The sequence below is a fragment of the Actinomycetota bacterium genome (genome assembly GCA_019347675.1).
Classification (GTDB): domain Bacteria; phylum Actinomycetota; class Nitriliruptoria; order Nitriliruptorales; family JAHWKO01; genus JAHWKW01.
In genome coordinates this window covers 18,005-40,020 of sequence record JAHWKW010000022.1, presented here as the reverse complement: position 1 = coordinate 40,020, position 22,016 = coordinate 18,005, and the positions used below count along the sequence as shown (strand labels likewise).

General features: G+C 70.8%; 11 protein-coding genes and 2 pseudogenes. 7 read left to right on the top strand and 6 right to left on the bottom strand.

What is annotated here, in order from left to right; all coding sequences use genetic code 11:
• Nucleotides 1-7 precede the first annotated feature (7 nt).
• The 4 genes from KY462_13925 to KY462_13910 form a co-directional block, all read right to left on the bottom strand.
• Nucleotides 8-3,106 carry an FAD-binding protein gene (locus KY462_13925; protein MBW3578808.1) on the bottom strand — a complete coding sequence of 1,033 codons (3,099 nt, stop codon included), beginning with the start codon at nucleotides 3,104-3,106 and terminating at the stop codon, nucleotides 8-10.
• A gap of 68 nt (nucleotides 3,107-3,174) precedes the next feature.
• The gene (locus tag KY462_13920) at nucleotides 3,175-4,296 is read right to left on the bottom strand and encodes a mandelate racemase (GenBank protein ID MBW3578807.1); all 1,122 of its coding nucleotides are present in this window, start codon (nucleotides 4,294-4,296) and stop codon (nucleotides 3,175-3,177) included.
• Nucleotides 4,297-4,299: 3 nt separating this feature from the next.
• Nucleotides 4,300-6,351, bottom strand: coding sequence for a thiamine pyrophosphate-requiring protein (locus tag KY462_13915; GenBank protein MBW3578806.1), 2,052 nt, complete (start codon nucleotides 6,349-6,351; stop codon nucleotides 4,300-4,302).
• A 311-nt stretch (nucleotides 6,352-6,662) separates the two neighbouring features.
• On the bottom strand, nucleotides 6,663-7,316 hold the full coding sequence (locus KY462_13910; protein ID MBW3578805.1) for a hypothetical protein: 654 nt from the start codon (nucleotides 7,314-7,316) through the stop codon (nucleotides 6,663-6,665).
• 198 nt (nucleotides 7,317-7,514) lie between these two features.
• Between KY462_13910 and KY462_13905 the strand changes: the two genes are divergently transcribed.
• The 5 genes and pseudogenes from KY462_13905 to KY462_13885 all read left to right on the top strand — a co-directional run bounded on the left by KY462_13905 (nucleotide 7,515) and on the right by KY462_13885 (nucleotide 12,948).
• A complete protein-coding gene (locus KY462_13905; GenBank protein MBW3578804.1) occupies nucleotides 7,515-8,084 on the top strand; it encodes a hypothetical protein in 570 nt (189 codons plus the stop codon).
• A 79-nt stretch (nucleotides 8,085-8,163) separates the two neighbouring features.
• Nucleotides 8,164-8,673 (top strand): annotated as a pseudogene (locus tag KY462_13900) (YcnI family protein).
• 224 nt (nucleotides 8,674-8,897) lie between these two features.
• Complete coding sequence (locus KY462_13895) at nucleotides 8,898-10,610, top strand: CopD family protein (GenBank protein ID MBW3578803.1); 1,713 nt, start codon at nucleotides 8,898-8,900, stop codon at nucleotides 10,608-10,610.
• 14 nt (nucleotides 10,611-10,624) lie between these two features.
• Nucleotides 10,625-11,665 (top strand): hypothetical protein, encoded by a 1,041-nt coding sequence (locus KY462_13890; protein MBW3578802.1) that lies wholly within the window; start codon nucleotides 10,625-10,627, stop codon nucleotides 11,663-11,665.
• Between the two features lie 158 nt (nucleotides 11,666-11,823).
• Nucleotides 11,824-12,948 carry an iron-siderophore ABC transporter substrate-binding protein gene (locus tag KY462_13885; GenBank protein MBW3578801.1) on the top strand — a complete coding sequence of 375 codons (1,125 nt, stop codon included), beginning with the start codon at nucleotides 11,824-11,826 and terminating at the stop codon, nucleotides 12,946-12,948.
• A gap of 76 nt (nucleotides 12,949-13,024) precedes the next feature.
• Here KY462_13885 and KY462_13880 read toward each other — a convergent pair whose 3' ends face one another.
• Entirely contained in the window at nucleotides 13,025-14,785 is a 1,761-nt protein-coding gene (locus tag KY462_13880; GenBank protein MBW3578800.1) for an ABC transporter ATP-binding protein/permease, read from the bottom strand.
• Nucleotides 14,782-16,611, bottom strand: a complete 1,830-nt coding sequence (locus tag KY462_13875) for an ABC transporter ATP-binding protein/permease (GenBank protein ID MBW3578799.1) — start codon at nucleotides 16,609-16,611, stop codon at nucleotides 14,782-14,784. The genes KY462_13880 and KY462_13875 overlap by 4 nt, the downstream gene beginning before the upstream one ends.
• Before the next feature lie 29 nt (nucleotides 16,612-16,640).
• Between KY462_13875 and KY462_13870 the strand changes: the two genes are divergently transcribed.
• Together KY462_13870 and KY462_13865 are read left to right on the top strand one after the other, a co-directional pair.
• Nucleotides 16,641-17,285 carry an acetyltransferase gene (locus KY462_13870; GenBank protein MBW3578798.1) on the top strand — a complete coding sequence of 215 codons (645 nt, stop codon included), beginning with the start codon at nucleotides 16,641-16,643 and terminating at the stop codon, nucleotides 17,283-17,285.
• Nucleotides 17,285-21,959 (top strand): annotated as a pseudogene (locus tag KY462_13865) (amino acid adenylation domain-containing protein). Before KY462_13870 ends, KY462_13865 begins: the two are co-directional and overlap by 1 nt.
• Nucleotides 21,960-22,016 lie beyond the last annotated feature (57 nt).

Here is a 22,016-nt window from a genome sequence, read left to right as displayed (position 1 = left end):
GCGCTGCTCAGCGTCGGCGCAGCCAGCGCGCCCCGGCGGTCACCGCCAGGGTCGCCGCAGCGGCGCACACAGCCGTCCACAGGGCGGTGCTCGCCGTCGCGTCCTCGAGCACCGCACTCTCCACCGGCCCCGGGCCCACCGGTCCGTCGGGGCCGTGGTCCTTGGCCAACTGGACGACCTGGGCGAGGTGCAAGGCGCGGCGGCCGGGGCCGCCGTTGATCAGCTGCAGGTGGTCGATCTGGGTCGCGCAGCTGAACCCGTTGGCGACGATGAGCGTGTCGCCGTCGGCGTCGCGCACGGCAGGCAGCAGCTTGCGTTCGCCGGCCTTGACGGAGATATCGAACTTATCGCCGGCCTCGAAACCGAACGAGCCGGCCAGGCCGCAGCAGCCCGCGTCGAGTTCCTCCCAGTCGAGTCCCAGCTGGTCGAGCGCCTCGAACTCTGCATCCATGCCCATCGTCCCCTTGTGGTGGCAGTGGCCGTGGACGACGGCCTTGCGGTCGAGTCGGGGAAAGTCGTACTCGGCTTCGTCCAGGAGGAACTCGGACAGGGTCATGGTGGCTGCGGCGATGCGTCGAGCGTCGACGTCATGCGGTTTCATCTTCACGAGCTCGTCGCGAAACACCGCCGTGCAACTGGGCTCCATCCCGATGATCTTCACGCCCGCTGAGACTTCCGCGCGCACGACGTCGATGAGGCGGTCGAGGTAGCGCTGGGCGAGGTCCAGGAAGCCGTAGTCGTACAGGGGCCGCCCGCAGCAAAACAGCTGGGGCGGGATCGTCACCTGGTAGCCGGCGTCCTCGAGCACCGTCACCGTGGCTTTGCCGACCGCTGGGTGGAAGTAGTTCGTGAACGTGTCGGGGAACAGCAGCACCGGCGGCCTGTCTGCGTTGCGCACCGGCCGCTGTTCGAACCACTCATGGAAGGTCTGACCGGCATAGATGGGCGCCGGCCGCTGCGGGGCGATCCCGGCCGCCTTCTTCACCACGGTGCTCAACCCCCGCGCCCGCAGAACCCCGTTGGTGATGCCTGGGATGAACGAGGCGAGCCGCGACCAGACGTTGATGAGCCCCAAGGCGTAGTGGGCAGGTGGGTGCAGCCGGCGTTTGTAGTGGTGGTAGAAGAACTCCGCCTTGTAGGTCGGCATGTCCACATTGACCGGGCAGTCTGTCGTGCAGCCCTTGCAGGACAGGCACAACTCGAGCGCCTCCTTGACGTGCTCGTCACGCCAGCCGTCCAGCTGGGAGTCGGGCTGGAGCATCTCGAACAGCAGCCGCGCCCGGCCGCGGGTCGAGTGCATCTCCTCGTGGGTGACCATGTAGCTGGGGCACATGACCCCGTGCCCATCGTCGCGCCGGCACTTGCCCACACCGACACACAGCAGCGCGGCGTGCGCGAAGGAGCCGCCGTCCTGGGGGTAGCCGAACTTCACCTGCGGCTCCCAGGGCCGGTAGTTCGCGCCGAGACGCAGGTTCTGGTCGACCCTGTACGGGTCGACGACCTTCCCCGGATTCATGCTGTTGTCGGGGTCCCAGATGGCCTTGAACTCGCGGAAGGCCTGCACGATCTCCGGTCCGAACATCTTGTCGAGCAGCTCGGCGCGCTGTTGGCCGTCGCCGTGCTCGCCGGAGTAGGAGCCGTCGTACGATGACACGAGCTCGGCGGCAGCCTCGAGGAACTCCCGGTAGGTGCGCACCCCATCGGCGGTGATGAGATCGAAGTTGATGCGGCAGTGCACGCATCCGTCGCCGAAATGGCCGTACAGCGCGGCGTCAAGGCCGTACTCGTGAAACAGCTTCTTGAGGTCGCGTAGATAGTCCCCGATCCGATCGGGGTGCACAGCCGAGTCCTCCCACCCCGGCCAGTCGTCGCCGTGGGAGGTGTGGGCGGTGGCTCCCAGTCCGGCCTCTCGAGCGTCCCAGACGACCGCCTCATCCTTCGGGTCGTCGTAGAGCCGCATGCTCGGGGGAGCATCGCTCTCCCTCAGCAGTTGCATCAGCTCGCGGGCGTGCTCCACCGCCTCCTCGCGTGTGTCGGCTCCGAACTCCACGAGTAGCCAGCCCCGCCCCTCGGGGAGCAGACCGATCGAGTCGGTGTGAAGACCCCGCTCCTCCATCTGCTCGATCAGCTTCTGGTCGATGCCCTCCAAAGCGATGGCCTTCGACTGGCGGCGGATCTCCGCGACGTGGTCGCCGGCCTCGAAGACGTCGGGGTAGCCCAGGACGAGCAGCACGCGCTGCGGGTAGTAGGGGTTGAGGTCGAGTTTCGCCTGCAGGACCGTGACGCAGGTCCCTTCGGTGCCGACCAGGGCACGAGCGACGTTGAAACCTTGCTCGGGCAGCAGTTCCGTGAGGTTGTAGCCGGACACCCGGCGAGGGATGTCAGGGAACCGCTCACGGATCAGGTCCGCATAGCGGTCGCGCAGGTCGCGCAGCCGCCCATAGATCTCGCCCCGACGGCCCCCCGAGCGGATGATGGCCTCGAGTTCGTCCTGGCCTGTCGGACCCACCCATATCCGGGTGCCGTCGTAGAGCAGCACGTCCATGGCCTTGACGTTGTCCTCGGTCCGGCCATAGGCGAAGGCGTGGATGCCGCAGGCGTTATTGCCGATCATCCCGCCGACCGTGCAGCGGTTGTGGGTGGAAGGATCCGGCCCCCAGGTCAGGCTGGCTTCCCGCGCAGTGAACGTTCGGAGCGTGTCGAGCACGATGCCGGGCTGGCAGGTGACGGTGCGGTTGGCGGGGTCGAAGTCGACGATCTCCCGCAGGTACTTCGAAGTGTCGAGTATGACTGCGACGTTGCAAGCCTGCCCGGCGAGGCTGGTTCCCCCACCCCGGTTCGTGATGGGAGCGCCGAACTGTCGGCACAGCTTGTGGGTTTGGATCACGTCGTCGAGGGTCTTGGGGAGAACCACGCCGAGCGGGATCTGACGGAAGTTCGACGCGTCGGTCGAGTAGAGGTGGCGGTCGCCGTCGGAGAAGCGCACCTCCCCCTCGATCGTACGCTCGAGTGCGGCGACGAGACCCTCGACGTCGAGGTCGAGCTGGGACTTCGGGATGGACATCTGGTGGGAGGTCGGCCGGGTGTCCGGCGGATCAAGGCTCATGAAGCTACTCCTCCATATCGGCCGCGACCCGATCGCCAGCGGCTGCGGCTCATCAACTCGCTACCGCTTCACTGCTTATGCGATGTGGCCGCGAGACGTTCGGCGTCGGCGTGTTTGAACTCCAGTCCCATCCCCGGCCGGGACCGGTCAGGCCGCAGCATGCCGGCCTCGGGCTCGAGGACACCGTCGAAGAGCAGACGCTCGACGCGTACGTGGTCGTGGAAGTACTCGAGATGGCGCAGGGGCACCACCGCGCTGAACACGTGGGCGCTGGCTTGGGGTGCGGTGTGGGCGGAGACGTCGACGCTGTGCGCGTGGCAGAGGGCGCCGGTCATGAGCACCGCGGTGATCCCCCCGCAGCGGGTCACGTCGCACTGGAGACAGTCCACCGCGCCGCCGTCGAGCATCCTGCGAAAATAGGGCAGGTCCCAGCCGTACTCTCCGGCGGCGATGTCCATCCCCGGCGGCCCCTGGTCGCGCAGCAGGCGCAGCCCTTCGAGGTCATCGGAGGTGACCGGCTCCTCGTGCCAGCGGACGTCGTAGTCCGAGAACGCATAGGACATGCGCAGGGCCAGTTTGCGCGTGTAGGCGCCGTTCGCGTCGACATAGAGCTCGACGTCGTCGCCGATGGCGCGGCGGGCAGCCGCGACCCGATCCACGTCCACGTCCGGGTCGCGACCAACCTTCATCTTCACCCGCGGGATGCCCTGCTCGGCCCAGCCCGCGAGCTGGGCTTGCAGCTCCGGGATGGTGTAGGAGGTGAAACCTCCGCTGCCGTAGATCGGCACACCGTCGTGAGCGGCGTCGAGCAGAACGGTGAGCGGCAGGTCGAACAGCTTCGCCTTTAGATCCCAGAGCGCGATGTCGACGGCGGAGATCGCCATCGAGACCTCGCCGGGCCGGCCGAGGTTCCGCGTCGCCCGCATCACCTCCAGCCACCGGCTGCGCACCGCCAGCGCGTCGCGACCCTCGACGATCCCGGCGAGCTTGCCGGTGACGAGGGTCGCTGCTGCCTCGTGCGCGTAGGTGTAACCCAGCCCGACCTGGTCACCGGCCTGTACTTCGACCACCACGACGGTCGTGGCGTCCCACTGGAGGGTCCCGTCGCTCTCCGGCCGCTCCGTGGGGATGGTGTAGGCGGAAGCGTCGACCCGTTCGATCGGAGCGGCGCCTGTCGTGTCGCAATGCACGAGTCAGTGCCGTGGGAGGAACTCGGCCAACTTCTGCTTCGCGCCCATGCCGATGAGGTGGCGGGCGTTGGGATCGCCCTCCCGCAGCGCGCTCATCAGGTTCTTCACCTGGTCGGGGGACACGTGGGGTGGGATCGGTGGAACCTCCGGGTCGGTGAGCGCGTCGATGACCATCGGCCGATCCGCCCGCAGGGCGACATCGAGCGCAGGAACGATGTCCTCCGGTTTCTCGATGCGGACGCCGTCGAGGCCCAGCAGCTGCGCGTAGCCGGCGAAATCGAGCGTCGGGATGTCTTGGGTCGCGGCAACCTTCGCGAACCCACCCATGGCCCGCTGCTCCCACGTGACCTGGTTGAGGTCGGAGTTGTTGAGGATGACCACGATGAAGGTCGGGTTCTCCCACTCCTGCCAATACTTCGCCACGTCGATCAGCACGTTCATGCCGTTCATCTGCATCGTGCCGTCACCGACGGTGGCGATGACCGGCCGATCCGGATGGGCCATTTTCGCGGCGAACGCGTACGGCAGGGCCGGTCCCATGGTGGCGAGGTTGCCGGACAGGCTGGCGCGCATGCCCTCGCGTACCTTGAGGTAGCGTGCCCACCAGTTCGTGCTTGATCCGGAATCCGCCGTGAGGATGCAGCGCTCCGGCAGCTTCGGCGACAACTCCCAGAAGATCCGCTGGGGGTTGACGGGGTCAGCGTCCATCCTCGCACGGGTCTCCATCAGGTTCCACCAGTCGGAGACCTCGTGCTCTATCTGTTGACGCCAGGAGCGGTCCTGCTTGTAATGGACTTTGGGGAGCAGATGCTGGAGGGTCAGCTTCGCGTCGCCCAGCAGGTTCACCTCGGTCGGGTAGCGCAAGCCGATATTGCGGGCGGAGATGTCGATCTGCACCCCTCTCGCCTGACCGTACTCGGGCAGGAACTGTGTGTACGGGAAGGTGGTTCCGATCATGACGAGCGTGTCACACTGCTCCATGAGCACCCAGCTTGGACGCGTCCCGAGCAGCCCGATCGCGCCGCACATGTAGGGAAGATCGTCGGGCAGGACGTCCTTGCCCACGAGTGCCTTGGAGATGCCGGCCCCGGTCAGCTCGGTCAGCTCCTTGACCTCATCCTTCGCGCCCGCGGCTCCCTGCCCGACGAGAATGGCGACCTTCGATCCCGCGTTTATGACGTCGGCGGCCCGGTCAAGCTCGTCCTCAGGCGGGTACACGATGGGCTGCTTGACACCTGCCAGACTGCCGGGCAGCTCCTTGAAGGTGTTCGACGGGTTCTGGTGCTCCTCTTCCTGGACGTCGCTGGCCATGATGATGCAGGTCACGGTCCTGCCCGCCACCGCGGTGCGGTAGGCGCGATCGATGACGACCGGGATCTGCTTCGGTGAGGTCACCTCCACCACGTAGTCGCTTGCGACGTCTTTGAACAGGTTGCGCAGGTCGACCTCCTGCTGGAAGGACGTCCCGCGGCTACTCGTGGCCTGGTCTCCAACGATGGCGACAACCGGTGAGTGGTCGAGCTTCGCGTCGTAGAGGCCATTCAGCAGATGGATCGCCCCAGGTCCGGAGGTGGCCATGCAAACCCCTGGGCGGTCGGTGAACTTGCCGTACGCGCAGGCCGCGAAAGCGGCAAGCTCCTCGTGGCGAACCTGTATGAAGCGAGTTCCTTCCACGGATTCGAAGGCCTCTAGCAGCCCGTTTATACCGTCGCCGGGATATCCGAAGATCTGGGTGACCCCCCACTGCTTGAGGCGGGTCATGGCCGCTTCGGCGGTCGTCACCATCTCATCGTCCTTCCTATGGTCGCTTTGCTGCGTGTGCGGTGGCTGTTCCCACACGCACGTGCGCATCAGGCGATCCCTGCTCGGCAGCCGGGTGTGCCGGACGACGATGGGGACGTCGGACTCCACGACCAAGGAGAAGTCGGTGCCGGCGGGAATGGGCTGCGGTCTGTGAGCTCGTTGACACGCAGGGGCATCCCAGCACGACCCACACCATCGCTTGACCGCCCTCCGGACCGGAGCGGCAGCCCGATCCCTCGCCGTCGGCCTCATCTGCCGCCGGGGCGCCCTCCGCTCCGAGTACACCCGACGAGGGGCGGCACGTGGCGTCCCAGGCGCCGACGTTCGTCCCGGTACATCCGTACCTCTGCTCGGTTTGGTGCCCGGCGGGACTGCGACCGGTGATCTGGCGCAGCGAGATGGTCTTGCGGCCTCGCTGTCTCGCGGTCGCCGCTCGCAGGTTGATGCGGTCGTTGCGGTCGGACAGATCGCACCGGGGCTAGCGCGTCCGCCGGGCCTCGCCACCGGGATGGCGCGGACCCCGGACGATGGTCGTCCGGGGTCCGCCTGCTGGCTGTCGGGGGTTACGGGCGGGTGGGGCGCTCCACGCTGTCGGAGTGCTCGCCCTCACCGGCGTCCGCGGGGGGGTCCTGCGGGCGGTAGGCGTCGCTGGCCTCGTTGGCGGGGACGTCCGCTGGCGGGTTGCTGGGGCGGTAGGCGTCGCTGGCCTCGTCGGCCGTGACGTCCGCCGGCGGGTTGCTGGGACGGCTGGCCTCGTCGGCCGCGGCGGGCCGCTCGGGGCGCTTGTCATCGGCGACGTCGGTACCGGCTTCGCGGCCTGCCGACGCCCGACCCTCGGACGCGGCGTCGGACACCGCACGACCGAACTCGCTGGGGTCATCGGACTGCGACTGCGACTTGCCGAACTCGCCCGGCTCGCCGTGGTACTCGTCGATCACCGAACGCACCGCATCGCTGCGGTCTTCGTCGCCGCGCTCGTGGGTCTCGACGTCGTGCGTGCCAAGCTCTTCGGTCTGTTCGGTGGTGGTGTCGACCGGCTGGTCCTGGCCGCCGGCGGGGACCGAGATCCCCACGCGGGCAGCGGCTTCGCTGAGCCCGTCCTGCATCGCGTCGGGGAGCTGTCCGGTGGCGCCTGCGACCAGGCCGGCTGCGGTGACGGCGCTGATCGCACCGGCAGCGACCTTGGCGCTCAGCGCGCTGAAGAGTGTCTCGAGCATCGTTGGTCTCCTCTGGGACGTTCGACCCACGGTGTGTGGTCGGCTGTTGATTGATTGCAGTCACGTTGGCGCGGGTGGGGGCCTTGGAGTTACGGGTGACCTCAAGATGGCCTGCCGTGACTAGCCCGCCACGAGCCGAGAAGCGGCGCGTACTATCTTCTGCAGTCGCTCCACCCGTCTGGTCGCCGGGAGGTGGTCGTGTCCCGCCGGATCGTGCGTCTCGTCGCCGCGTCCGTCGTGGTGGTGGCGGCGATCGTCGGCGGGCACGCGCTCGTGTACACGCTCGGTCCGACAGGGCACGCGCACACGAACGCCCTCGCGGAGTCCGGGCACGCGAGCTGGCCGTTGCCGTGGCTCGCCGCGGCCTTGTTCGGCGTCGTGGGGGCGTGCGGGTACGGGTTCGCACGTGAGCGGCGCCGCGGCGGCTCGTCGTGGCGAGGTCTGTGGCCGCAGCTGGCGTCGGCGCAGGTCGTCAGCTTCCTGCTGTTGGAGGCGGGCGAACGCGCCGCAGCGGGGATCGGCACGGAGCAACTTCTCGCCGAGCCGGTCGTCCTCACGGGCCTCGTCGTCCAGCTGGCGGCTGCGTTGCTGGCCACGGCGCTGCTGCGCACCGGTGAACGCGTGGCCGCCTGGCTTGGGCAGCCCGTCCCTCGCGTCCGTCTGGGCATCGCCGTCCGCGTCGAGGCGCCGGTGGCGACGGTGGTGCCGGTCCGCTGCCGGCCCGATCGGGTCGGCCTGACCCGTCGGGGGCCTCCCGTTCGCTGTTGACCTGTCGATCGCGGCTGCCTGCGCGCAGCCGTGATGGCGGCACGTTCTCGAAGGTCACAGCACAGGAGGTTCTTTCATCATGCGTCGGTTCATCATCGCGGCGTTGGCCGCTGTCACGTTCGTCGCGCTCGGGTCGGCACCGGTCTGGGCGCACGCCACCATCAACCCGTCTGAGGCCCCGGCGGACAGCTTCGCCCGGTTCGCGTTCCGGATCGGGCACGGCTGTGAGGGGTCACCGACGACCGAGATCGCGATCCAGATCCCCGACGGTGTCGTGTCGGTCAAGCCGGAGCTCGTCCCGGGCTGGGAGTACGAGACCGTCGTCGGCGAGCTCTCCGAACCCGTGATGCTGCACGGTGAGAAGATCACCGAAGGGGTGCAGCAGGTGCGCTGGTTCGGCGGGCCGCCGATCCCCGACGGGGCGTTCCAGGAGTTCGGCCTGTCGGTCCGACTGCCCGACGCGCCCGGCGAGACCCTGTACTTCCCGGTGATCCAGACCTGCGAGGAAGGCGAGCACGCCTGGATCGAACGTCCCGCCGAGGGGCAGTCACCCGGTGATCTGGAAGAGCCGGCACCGGCCCTGACGCTGACCGAAGGCGGCAGCGGGCACGGCCAGGCGGCCGCCGATGCCGCCTCGGGCGACGAGGACACGCTGACGTCGGCCGTGCGCGACGCGGAAGCGGCGGCCTCCCAGGCGCGGATCCTGGCGGTCGCGGCACTGGTCGCCGCGCTCGCCGCTGGCGGTGCGGCAGTCGCGTTGGCCCGACGAGGCTGATCGGGAGCGGGGCGGCCTCCTCTCACCTGGGGGTCGCCTTGCCTGACGGTGAGGTGCTCATGCGGTTCCACGTGTGGCGTCTCGCGCTGGTCGTGACGGCGGTCGCGGGCGTGCTGGCGGCTCTGGCCGCACCGGCAGCAGCGCACGCCGTCCTGACGCAGACCTCACCCGTCGACGGCAGTGTGCTCGACGAGGCCCCTGCCGAGGTGACGTTGCGGTTCAACGAACCGGTGAGCGTGCCCCCACGGGGCATCCGCCTCTACGACGAGTCCGCTGAACAGGTGTCTGTGGGCTCCGACACCGCGTCCGCCCCCGACGAGATCGTCGTGCCGGTGGACGGCGAACTCGCTGACGGCGTCTACATCCTGACGTGGCGGGTGGTGTCCGCTGACGGTCATCTGGTGCGTGGGGCGTTCCTGTTCGCCGCCGGGGTCGACACGGCGGTGGACGAGGGCACGTTCGCGGCGATCTTTTCCGACGCGTCCGCCAACCGCTGGACGCTGGCCGGCGCGGTGGTACGCACGGTGGCGTTCCTCGCCAGGCTCCTGGCTGCTGGCGGCACGTTCTTCCTCGCGACGGTCTGGCGCCGACCGGCCGAGGGACGGCAGGCGGTGGCCTCGGATGGTGAGCTCGCCGCGGCGGTCGACCGTCGCCTGCGGCGCTTCGGCGTGTGGGCCGCGGCTGGCGCCGCCGCCGCCACGATCGCCCTCCTCGCGGTCCAGGTGGGCAGCCTCGCCGGCACCGGACTGGCCGGCATGTTCGACCGGGAGGTCCTGGTGGAGGTGACCGCCAGCCCCTTCGGGATCGGGATGGTGGTGCGCACCGCCGCTCTCGTCGCGCTCGCCACGCTGTTGAGCCGGTGGCCCGACCGCACCTTGTACGCGGCTGTGGCGGGGGCGGTCGCGGTCGCGTCGTTCGTGCTCGTGGGGCACTCCGCCGTCACCCAGCCACGCTGGTTCGCCGGCCTGGCCGACGTGACCCACGTCGCAGCGGCCGCGGTGTGGTTCGGAGGGTTGGTGGCGCTGGGCGCGGTGCTGTGGTGGCAACGCCGTGAGGCGGACGCGTCGGTGTCGGCGGCCGCGGTGAGCCGCTACTCGCAGGTCGCCGCCGGTGCGCTCGCGGCGGTCGCCGTCTCGGGCGGGGGGTTGGCGTGGCTGGAGGTGCGTGCCCTGCGGGCGTTGCTGACCACGCCCTACGGGCAGGTGCTGGTCGCCAAGCTCGCCCTCGTCGCGTTGATCATGGCTGTCGCGGCTTACAACCGTTACCGGCTGGTCCCCGCGGTGCGGGACGTGGAGCGGCTTGGTGCTGGGCGCCGTCTGCTGCGCCGTACCGTCGCGGTCGAGGCCGGGCTCATGGTCGCGGTGATCGCGGTCACCTCCGTGCTCGTCTCGCTGCAGCCGGCACGTGAAGCGGCCGGCGTCGGCGGGGTGTTCACCACCGACGTGACCGTGGCCGACCACACGCTGAACGTCACCGTGGACCCCAACCGTGCCGGCACGAACGAGATCCACCTGTATCTGCTCGATCAGACCGGACGACCGGTGGACGCCCAGGACGTGACCTTGCGGTTCGCCATGCCCGAGCAGGACATCGGGCCGCTCGAACGCGAACCGGCCGTCGCCGGTCCCGGCCATTGGCTGCACACCGGTCCTGAGCTGCAGATCGCCGGCACCTGGCAGATCGAGGCCGTCGTGACCATGTCCCGTTTCGAGCGGGAGACCGCCACCGTCACCTTCACCGTCAATCCCTGACTCGGGAGGCAGACGTGTCCACAATCCTGAGGAACATCATCGTCACGGCGGCGGCGATGGGCACGGTCGCGACCGTCGCGGCCGCGCCCGCCCACGCCCACGCCGTCGACGACGTCGGCTCGACCAGCTACCGCTCGACCGTGACCCGCCTGGAGCCCGCCACCGACGCGATCGACGTCAGCGTGGGAGGCGGCGACTCCTACCTGCGGCTGGTCGTGCAACCCGGCCACACCGTGGTGATCCACGGCTACGGAGGCCGAGGCGAAGACCCCGAGCCGTACCTGCGCATCGACCCCGACGGATCGCTGCACATCAACGACAACTCACCGGCCGCGTCCCTCAACGAGGACCGCTACGCCGACGTCGCCGTGCCCGATCGCGCCGAGTCCGGCGCGGAACCCAGCTGGCAGATCATCGGGGCGGAAGGCGCCTACGTCGCCGAGTGGCACGACCACCGCATCCACTGGATGTCCCCCGAACCCCCGCCCGCCGTGCAATCCGACCCGCGACAGCGTCGGATCGTGTTCGACTGGACGGTGCCGCTCACTGTCGACGGTGAGCCGGTGGTCGTCCACGGACAGCTCGAGTGGCTCCCACCCGTGCCTTGGTGGGTCCTCGTCGTCGCTGCCCTCGCTGCCGGGGGCCTCGCTTTGGTCGGGGGTCGTCGGTCGGGCCGGGCGTCGGTCGTACCGGTCGTCGGAGCCAGCCTGCTGGCCCTCGCCGCCGCGCTCGGGGAACTGTTGCATGCGGAGTCGTCCGCGAACCTCGTCGGCATCGGGCTCCCCGTGCTCGCCGTGCTCGGTGGCGCGCTCGCACTGCGCACCACCGACGAACGTTCGAGGTTCGCCCCGACGCTGGCGGCGATCGTGGCGGTGGTCGTATGGGGGGTCTCCCGCCTGCCACAGGCACGGCTGGCTGTGCAGACGAACCTGCTGCCTCCCACGCTCACGGCCGTGCTCGTCGCGGCAGCGATCGGCTTGTCCGTAGGCGCGCTCGCAGCCGCCCTCGACAGCAGGCCAGCGCCTGCGGACGCCAACGAGCCGAGCGACGCCTGAGCCTCTGTTCGCGATACGCCGAACCGGCTTCGAGCCGTGGTGAGCGCCCTCGTCCCGAGCGGGGGCGTCCCCCGCTCCAGGTTTCGCGCCCTGCTTGACGGAGGAGTTGGGCCCCGCCTATGTTTCTGGTTCGGTAAGGTTAACCTTAGTAAAGGCGGGTGCCTCTTGCTGCAGACGTCGGAACCGGAGGTGCATTGACGACCTGGACGAGACTGGCCGCCCTGCTCGCCGCTCTGCTCACGCTGACCGCCTGCGGCGGAGACGGCGACACCGACGCCACCACCGCAACGGGCACCGGTACCTCCACCGGGAGCGACCGGGAGACGGCCGCCGAGACGGACTTCCCGGTCACCATCCAGCACAAATTCGGGGAGACGACCATCGAATCCGAGCCCCAACGGGTGGTGTCGGTCGGCTTCAATGACCAGGACCCGCTGCTGGCGCTGGGGATCACCCCCGTGGCCGTCCGCGAGTGGTTCGGTGGCAAGCCCCACGCCACCTGGGTGTGGGCGCAGGACGAATTGGGCGACGCCGAGCCGACGGTCCTGCCCGTGGGAGAGCTCGACTTCGAGCAGGTCGCGGCCCTGCAACCTGACCTGATCGTCGGCATCTATTCGGGGATGACCCAGGAGCAGTACGGCCTGCTGTCGCAGATCGCTCCCACAGTGGCCCAGTCCGACGACTACGTCGACTTCGGCGTCCCCTGGCAGGAGCAGACCCGGATCATCGGTCGCGCTGTGGGCCGGGAGGACCGCGCCGAGGAGCTGATCAGCGCGCTGGAGTCGCGTTTCGAGGCTGTGCGTGAGCAGCATGCCGCGTTTCAGGATGCGACCGGGATGGTCGGATTCCTCGGGGGTGGCGATGCCGACTACCACGTCTACGGTCGGCAGGACCTCCGCTCGCGCTTCATGACCGCCCTGGGCTTCGAGATCCCCGAAGAGGTCGCACGGTTCGTCGGCGACGAGTTCTCCGCACCGATCAGCCGCGAACGGCTGAGCCTGACCGACGTCGACGTCATGGTCTGGGTCGTCAACGACACCGAGGGCCGTGAGCAGCTCGCGGACGAGCCGCTCTACCAGCGCCTCGATGTTGTCAAGGAAGGCCGCGACCTGTTCCTGGAACCCGACGGACAGCTCGCCGGGGCGCTGTCGTTCAGCACGGTGCTGAGCCTGCCCTTCCTGCTCGACGAGCTGGTGCCCCAGCTGGCGGCCGCCGTCGACGGCAACCCCCGCACAGAAGTGACGACGGAACGTGAGCCTTCGCCGTCCCCGGGTCGCTCGTGAGCAACTGCAGCCGTGGCTCGCTCCTCGATCCGCTCGCGCACTCACTGCTCGGTCCTCGTCCAGCTGGAGAGCCGTATCAAGGTTGGTGGCGGTCGACCGACCACGCCGTCCACAGCTGGGCGTAGCAGCCTCCGGCCTCCACGAGCTCGTGGTGGGTGCCCTGTTCGACGATCCGACCGTCCTCCAGCACGACCACGAGGTCGGCACCCGCCGCCTGGGTCAGCCGGTGGGCCACGAGCAGACCCGTGCGGCCCTCTAGCGCGCGCAGCGCGACACCCTCCAGGATCCGGGCCCCGGCACTGCCCGCCTCGGCGGTCGCCTCGTCTAGGATCGCGACCGGAGGGTCGGCCAGTACCAACCGGGCGAGCGCGATCTGCTGGGCCTGGACCACGGTAAGTTCGTGACCCCCCGAGCCGACCACCGTGTCGATGCCGTCGGGCAGTGCCTCCACCCAGGTCAACGCGTCGACCCGGCTCAGCGCGTCCCGCAGCTCGTCGTCGATCGCGCACGGGCGGACCAAGCGCAGGTCCGCGGACAGCGGCCCGGCGAAGACGTGCACCTCTTGGGTGATGAGCATGACGGTCTGCCGGCTGCGTCCGTCGCCGAGGTTGTCGAGGTCGATCCCGCCAACGAGCACCGATCCGCGGGTGGGTCGGTGGATGCCGGCGATCAGTTTGGCCAGGGTGGACTTTCCGGCGCCGCTCACCCCCACCAGGGCGACCTGCGCGCCTGCCGGTATGTCCAGCTCGACGTCGGCGAGGACGTCGTGGCCTTGCTCGTAGGCGTGGCCGAGCCCGGCCGTCTTGATCGACGAATCGTTGGGGTGGCAGCCGTGTTCGGGCTGGGGTGCGGGCGCCAGCTCCACGACCCCGATCAACCGGGAAAGGCTGGCCGTTGCCGCCTGCACTTTGTCCAGTAGGAACAGCGCCTGGTTGATCGGGTCGAACAGGTTCACGAAGTACAGTGCGGCCGCGCTGGCCATCCCGAGCGTGACCGCGTCGGCGCGGACGAGCAGAAACCCCGTGAGGAGGACCGCGCTCAGCCCGATGTACTCGGCGGCGTTGAGCTGGCCGAAGAAACGGGTGTGGAGACCGACCACGCGCATCGACGTCGCGACGGTGTGCTCGGTCCGGTTGCGCACGCGGCGGACGTGGTCCGTCCCGACACCGAGTGCGCGCACCGTCTCCGCGCCACCGAGGGTGCTGAGGAGCTGCTGGCGCTGTGCGCCGATGGCCTCTCGCTGGGTGCGGTAGACCGGCGTGGATCGACGCAGGTACCAGCGTGCCGTCACGACCTGCACCGGGGTGGCGAGGAGCGCGGCCACAGCGAACCGCCAGTCCAGCGCGCCCAGGGCCACCAGGGTCAGGCCGATGAGCAGCACGGACCGCGTGAACTCGGGTAGGGCGTCGCGCACCGCCTCGCCGATCACGCTGACGTCCTCGGTGACGCGCGAGGTCAGGTCGCCGCTACCGGCCAGCTCGATCTGCTCCAGCGGCAGCGCGAGAGCCCGCTCGACGAAGCGTTCCCGCAGCTCGGCCAGCAGGCCCTCGCCAAGCCGAGAGATCCACGTGATGCCAACAACCGCCAGCAGTCCCTGAGCGATGCCCACCACGGCGAGCATCAGCACCGGAACGCTGATCGCGGTGGCCGGGCGGTCCTGCACCACGAGGTCCACGATGTGGCCGAGCAGGGGAGCCGCCAACAGGCTCACCGCTGCGGAGGCGGCAAGGGCAGCAAGCGCGCCGACCGCGAGCAGCCGATGCGGGCGTATCAGCTGTCGTAGCCCGGCGCGGGTTCGGCTGGGTGTTGCGGTGGGGAGCAGACTGCGCGCGGTCATGCCAGCACGGTCCGCCGGTACGGTTCGAGGGTGCCCAACAGGTGGGCGTGAGCACCCTCGGCCGTGGCGACGCCATGCTCGAGCGTGACGACCCGGTCGGTCGAGGAGAGCAGCGTCGGGCTGGTCGTGACCACGATCGTGGTCCGACCTCGGCGCAGTGCGCGGATCCCGTCGGCGATCCGTGCCTCGGTCACCGCGTCGATGGCGGTGGTCGGGTCGTGCAGGACCAGGACGGGCGGGTCTGCGGCGAGAGCGCGCGCGAGCACGACCCGCTGGCGCTGCCCGCCCGACAGGGATCGGCCCGCCTCGCTGACCATCGACGCCGCGCCGTTGGGCAGCGCGCGCGCCACCTCGTGTGCTTGCGCCGCCCGCATCGCCGCATCGACGTCCGCGCCGGCAGGGGCGGCTGCGCGGACGTTGTCGGCCAGGCTGTCCTCGAACAGCGTGGCATGGTGGGTCACGACGAGGATCGCCGACCGGACGTCAGCGGTATCGAGGTCGGTGAGCGGCAGGCCGTCGAGCTCCACGCGACCGGCCACTGGGTCGGTGTCGCGGCTGAGGCAACGCAGCAGCGATGCGGCGTCGCCCGGCTCGGCGACGACCCCGAGCAGCTCCCCGGGGCGCACGGTCAGATCCAGTCCGGCGAGGGTCCCCTCCCGCACGCCGCGCAGCCGGACCTCGCCACGGATCGGATCGGGCAGCGTGCCCGTGCCGGCGGTGACAGCGGGCGGTGCGGAGAGCACCGCGGCGATGCGGTCGGCGGAGGCGCGACCCTGTGCCAGCCGCTCGCTGAACCAGCCGAACACCTTCAGCGGGCCGATGAGGTACTGGGCCAGGCCGACGGCGGCCACCAGCTCACCGACGGTGATCCCACCCTGAACGGCCAGCCGGCCGCCGACTAGCGCGACCAGGGCGAGGAACAGCCCGTTCGCGGCCAGGACTGCTCCCTTGTACCAGGCCTGCGCGCGGGCGGCGCGAAGCGTCGCGGCCAACGACAATCGGCTGACGTCGCGGTAGCGGTCGCGCGCCGCCACTTCGGCGCCGACGCCTTTGAGCACGCGGATGCCGGCGACCAGGTCGGCGGCGAGGCCCGAGGCCTGCCCGGCCTCCTCCTGCTCGGCGCTGGAGCGGCGCTCGAGCGGGCGGCTCAGCAGCCCCAGCAGGGAGAGCAGCGGGGGGGTGCCGAGCAGCACCAGCATCCCCAAAGGGATCGACATCACCAGCAGTGCGGCGGCGGCGACCACAAGCCCGGTGAGCGCGCTGACGGCCGGGGGCAGTCCGAAGCAGACCGTCCCCACCCGGGTGGCGTCGGCGGTGGCAACATTGACAAGGTCACCGGGCAGCCGACCGGTCGCGGCCCCGCCGCACGCATCCACCACGCGGGTAGCCAGGTCGAGTCGCAGCTGCTGGCCCGCTCGCAGTGCCGAGTGCTGGGCCCGTCGAACCCCCAAGCGCCAGCTCGTCGACAGCACGACGAACACCACCCCGAGGACCCCGAGCCACACCAGCAGCTGCGACACGTCGTTGTCGGCGACGGCGCGGTCGATGACGACGCCGATCAGGACGGGGACGAGGGCCTCACTGCCCTGGTGCCCGGCGAAGAAGGCCGAGGACGAGGCCAGTTGCCTGCCCTGTCCGCGGAGGGCGGATCGCAGCACAGCCCGGCCAGAGGTCGATGTGCTGCTCACAGAGCATCCTTGTTCGTGTGGCCGACCGATGGTGATCTTCTGTGCTGCTTCGCTCCCTGCGCCCGCGCGCGGCGATCCCTTGGCGTTGTCGCGCCCCGCTCTGCTTGACGGGCCAGTCGGCCCCGGCCTAGCTTGCATTTGGTAAGGCTAACCTTAATCAACGTGGATTGCTCGTGCTGCAGACGTCGCAAGCGGGGGAGCATGAGGTCGGTCCGCCGCCCCTGCCCCGGCTCGACGACCCGTGGTCGATCCGGGTCGCCCGGGCGTGGGGTGAGGACCTGCAACGTGTCCATGCCTGGATGTCCGCACCGCACGTGGCCGCCCGGTGGGGCCAGGCCTGGCCCATGCGGCGCTGGCAGGCCGAGCTCGCCGGCCAGCTCGCCGGGCAGCACTCGCGGCCCTGCCTTGTGGCGCTGGACGGGGAGCCGTTCGCCTACCTCGAGATCTACCGGGTCGTCCGCGACCGCCTGGCCGCGCACTACCCGGCGCGACCGCACGACCTCGGCGTCCACATCGCCATCGGCGATCCGGCCCGCTGCGGGAGCGGGCTCGGCAGCGCGCTGCTGCGAGCCGTCGCCGACGGGCTGCTGGCGGCCGCTCCCGCATGCAGCCGGGTCGTCGCCGAGCCGGACGAGAAGAACGCCGCCGCGGTCCGCGCCTTCGGCCGCGCCGGGTTCCGCGCCGCCGGACACGTCCGGTTGCCGCACAAGACCGCCGCACTGCTGGTGCGGCCACGCGACGACGCGGACGGGCTCGAGCTGTTGGGCCCCGACGGGGACGACATGCCTGGCAGGCGGGGAGAGGAGAGCTGATGGGACGCGCCGGCCTGGAGGACCTGCTGCCGCTGTCACCGCTTCAGGAGGGGCTGTTGTTCCATGCCCTCTACGACGGGACGAACGGCGACCGCGGGCCGGACGTCTACGCGGTGCAGCTCGTCGTCGCCCTGGCCGGGCCCGTCGACCCAGCCGCGTTCCGCGCAGCCGGCGAGGCCCTGCTCGGGCGCCACGCCAACCTGCGCGCCGGGTTCCGGCTCGGCCGCTCCGGGCGGCCCGCACAGCTGCTGCCGCGCGCCGTCGAGCTGCCCTGGCGGGAGGTCGACGTCTCCGACCTCGACCCGGACGAGCGCGCGGCCCGGGCTCGCCGACCTCATCGCCGCCGAGCGCGCGCACCGCTTCGACCTCGCCCGCCCGCCCGCGCTGCGGCTCGTGCTCGTCCGCCTTGGCGCGGATGACCACCGGCTGGTGCTGACGAGCCACCACATCCTGCTTGACGGCTGGTCCACCCCGCTGCTCGTTCGCGAACTGCTCGCGCTCTACGCCAGCCGCGGCGACGCTTCGGCGCTGCCCCCGGTGACGCCCTACCGCGACTACCTCGCCTGGCTGCTCGAGCAGGACCGCGACGCCGCGCACGCCGCGTGGGAACGCGCGCTCGATGGGCTGCAGCGCCCCACGCTGCTCGCTCCCACCGCCGGCGACGTCCCCGGCCCCGGCGCCGAGCACGTCACCGAGCTGTCCGCCGAAGTCACCGCCGATCTCGTCACCACTGCCCGCCAGCACGGCCTGACCCTCAACACGGTGCTGCAGGGTGCGTGGGCGGTCGTCCTCGCCGCCACGACCGGCCGCGACGACGTCGTGTTCGGCACCACCGTCGCCGCTCGCCCCGCCGAGATCCCCGGCGTGGAGAACATGCTGGGACTGCTCGTCAACACCGTGCCCGTGCGGGTCCGGGTGCGCCCGGCCGAGCCACTGTGCCAGGCGCTGCGCCGCCTACAGGACGAGCAGGCCGACCTTCTCGGCAGCCAGCACGTCGGGCTCTCCGAGATCCAGCGCCGGGCGGGTCTGGGGCAGCTGTTCGACACGCTCGTCGTCTTCGAGAACCATCCCCGGGACCTCTCCGATGAGGTGGTCGCCGGCCTTCGGATCACCGGGGTCGAGTCACACGACGCCACCCACTACCCCCTGACCGTCGTCGTGACGCCCGGTGAGCGGCTGCGCCTCGCGCTGCACCACCGCACCGACGCGGTCACACCCGCCGAGGCCGCGGCCCTGGCGGGGCGCTTGGAGCGGATGCTCACCGCCGTCGCAACCGCCCCGGCCCGGCCGGTCGGCCGTTGCGGCCTCGTTTCCCGCGACGAGGCCCGGCAGGTCCTCGGCAGCGGCATCGGCACCGCCCAGCGGCCCTTGCCCGCGGCCAGCCTGCCGTCGCTGTTCGCCGCGCAGGCGGCCCGTACTCCCCACGCCGCCGCGGTGCGCGCCGACGGACGCGAGCTGACCTACGCCGAGCTGGACCGGCGCGCGAACCGCCTCGCTCATGTCCTGCGCGACCGCGGTGTGGGCCCGGAGCGGGTGGTGGCGCTGGCGCTGGAGCGCTCGGTCGAGTACGTCGTGGCGTTCCTCGCCGTGCAGAAGGCGGGCGGCGCCTGCCTGCCGCTGGATCTCGACCACCCGGCGGAGCGCCTCGCCTACGTGCTCGCCGACGCGGCTCCCGCCCTGGTGCTGACCACCGCAGCGGCAGCGCCTCGGCTGCCGGCAGACGTCGGAATCGACCGGCTGCTGTTCGATGCCGCCGACGGGGTCGAGGGGGACACCCGCGCCGGCGACCCCGGGGCGCCCGATCTCGGCGACGATCTCGGCCGCGCCGCATACGTGGTCTACACCTCCGGTTCGACCGGCCGGCCCAAGGGCGTCGTGGTGACCCACAGCGGCATCGCGAGCCTCGTCGCGACGGCGCAGGACCGGTTGGGAGTCGGGCCCGGCAGCCGAGTCGGTCAGTTCGCCGCGCTGAGCTTCGACATCGCGGTGTGGGAGCTGTGCATGGCGCTGCTGTCGGGCGGCTGCCTCGTGGTGGTGCCCTCCGACCGCCGCACCGACGTCGACGCGTTGCTCACGTTCGCCCGCGACGAGCAGCTCACCGTGCTGGCGATCCCGCCCTCGCTGCTGGCGGTCGTCCCGTTGGACGCCGCTTTCCCCGACCGGATCGCCCTGCTCGTCGGCTCGGAGACGGTGTCGGCGGAGCTGGTGAGCCGCTGGTCGCAGCGGGTGCGTTTCGTCGTCGCCTATGGCGTGACCGAGTCGACGGTCAACCAGACGCTGTGGGCCGCCCCGCCCGGCTGGCGCGGCCGAACGCCGCCGATCGGGCGACCCGATCCGGGCGCCCGTGTCTACGTCCTCGGTCCCGGCCTGCTCCCGCAGCCCCAAGGGGTGGTGGGGGAGCTCTATATCGGCGGTGACGGCGTGGCCCGCGGCTACCTCGGTCGCCCCGGCCTCACCGCCGAGCGGTTCGTCGCCGACCCGTTCGGCCCGCCCGGGTCGCGGATGTACCGCACTGGCGACCTGGCCCGCTGGTCGCCCGCGGGCGAACTGGAGTTCCTCGGCCGCAGCGACGACCAGGTGCAGATCCGCGGATTCCGGGTGGAACCCGGGGAGGTCGAGAGCGTGCTGCTGCGCCATCCGGGGGTCGCCGCCGCCGCCGTCGTGGCGCGTCGCGACGGGCCGGACGGTAGCCCGGCGCGGCTGGTCGCCTACGTCGTCCCTGCACCGCGGGCTGACGCCGACCCTGAGGCGTGGCGCCGCCACCTGGCCGCAGATCTGCCCCACTACATGGTCCCCGCCGCGTTCGTGGCGCTGCCCGAGCTGCCGCGCAACCCCAACGGCAAGCTCGACCGCGAGGCGCTGCCCGCGCCAGGGCCTCCCAGCCGTGGGGGTGATGCCGGGCCACGGACCGCAGCCGAGGAGCTGCTCGCGGGACTGGTCGGCGAGGTGCTCGGGGTGGAGGAGGTCGGCATCGCCGACGACTTCTTCAGCCTCGGTGGCGACAGCATCTCCTCGATCGTGCTGGTCGGTCGGGCCCGCCGGGAGGGGCTCGAGATCACCCCGCGGGCCGTCTTCGAGCAGCGCACCGTCGCCCGGCTGGCACGAGTGGCCCGCCCGGTTGGTGCCCCCGAGCCGGAGCACCCCGACGCCGAGCTCGGCCGCGTGCCGATCACCCCGATCATCGCGTGGCTGCGCGAGCACGGCGGCGTGATCGACGGCCACAACCAGTCCATGCTGGTGCAGATCCCCGCAGGGGCTGGCCAGGAGCGGCTCGCCACCGTGCTCCAGGCGGTGCTCGACCACCACGCGATGCTGCGCGCACGGCTGCTGCGCTCGGCCGACGGATGGGAGCTCGACGTGCCGCCGCCCGGCGCGGTGCGCGCGGGCCACTGCCTGACCCGCGTCGACGCGACCAGGGCCGACCCCGGGGCACTTGACGCGCTCGTCGAGGAGCATCTGGCCGCGGCGAGGTCCCGGCTGGATCCCGACGCGGGGGTCATGGTGCAGGCGGTGTGGTTCGACACGGGTCCCTACCACGCCGGCCGGCTGCTGTGCGTCGTGCACCACCTCGTCATTGACGGCGTCTCATGGCGGATCCTCGTCCCCGACCTGGCCGCCGCCTGGGAGGCCGTCGCGGCCGGCCGGCCTGTTCGGCTGGAGCCGGTCGCCACGTCGTTCCGCCGCTGGGCCTGCGGACTCACCAAGGAGGCGCAACGGCCCGGCCGGGAGGCCGAGCTGTCCCTGTGGCGGGAGATGCTGGAGCCCGCCGACCCGCCGCTGTCGTCGCTGCCGATCGACCGTCAGCGCGACACCGCGGCCACCACCCGCCACCTGACCTGCATGCTCCCGCCGGAGCGGACCGCGCCTCTGCTGACCGAGGTGCCCGCGGCGTTCCACGCCGGGGTCAACGACGTGCTGCTCACCGCGCTGGCACTGGCCGTTGCCGACTGGCGCCAGCGGCGCGGCCGCGCTGGCGATGGGGACCATGGCGTGCTCATCAACCTGGAGGGCCACGGCCGTGAGGACGTCGTGCCAGGCGCCAACGTCTCGCGCACGGTCGGCTGGTTCACCAGCACGTTCCCCGTCCGGCTCGAGCCGGGTGCGATCGACCGGGCGGAGGCGCTGCGCGGCGGCCCGGCGGCTGGGCACGCGGTGAAGCGGATCAAGGAGCAACTGCGGGCGCTGCCGGACAACGGCGTGGGGTTCGGCCTGCTGCGCTACCTCAACGCCCGCACTCGCGTCGAGCTCGCGCCGTTGCGCTGGCCTCAGATCGGGTTCAACTACCTGGGCCGGTTCCCCACAGCGTCGCCGGAGAACCCCGACCCGGAAGGCTTCTCCGCGCTGAGCCAGGCGCTGTCCGGCTCTGTCGACGACGATATGCCGGTCGCCTATGTCGTAGAGATCAACGCCATCACCCGCGACCGGCCAACCGGGCCGGAGCTGTCGGTCACGTGGTCGTGGCCCTCGGCGCTGCTGCCCGAATGCGACGTCCGCGAACTCGCTGACGGCTGGTTCGTCGCCCTCGACGCGCTGGTGACCCACACGCGCGCCCCGGGTGCGGGTGGGCACACCCCGTCCGACCTGCTGGTGGAGCTGAGCCAGGACGAGATCGACGAATTCGAAGACGGCTTCGCCGACGACCCCCCATCCGCGCCAGGACCCGGCCCGGAATAGGTGAACGCTCACTGGACCGGTATGCGGCCCGCGGTCTCATCAGACCATGGACGCCAA

Coding starts and splice junctions, on each gene's coding strand:
- KY462_13910 (MBW3578805.1), bottom strand. CDS start 7,316: ATGCTCGAGACACTCTTCAGCGCGCTGAGCGCCAAGGTCGCTGCCGGT.
- KY462_13875 (MBW3578799.1), bottom strand. CDS start 16,611: ATGCAAGCTAGGCCGGGGCCGACTGGCCCGTCAAGCAGAGCGGGGCGC.
- KY462_13880 (MBW3578800.1), bottom strand. CDS start 14,785: ATGACCGCGCGCAGTCTGCTCCCCACCGCAACACCCAGCCGAACCCGC.
- KY462_13915 (MBW3578806.1), bottom strand. CDS start 6,351: ATGAGGCCGACGGCGAGGGATCGGGCTGCCGCTCCGGTCCGGAGGGCG.
- KY462_13925 (MBW3578808.1), bottom strand. CDS start 3,106: ATGAGCCTTGATCCGCCGGACACCCGGCCGACCTCCCACCAGATGTCC.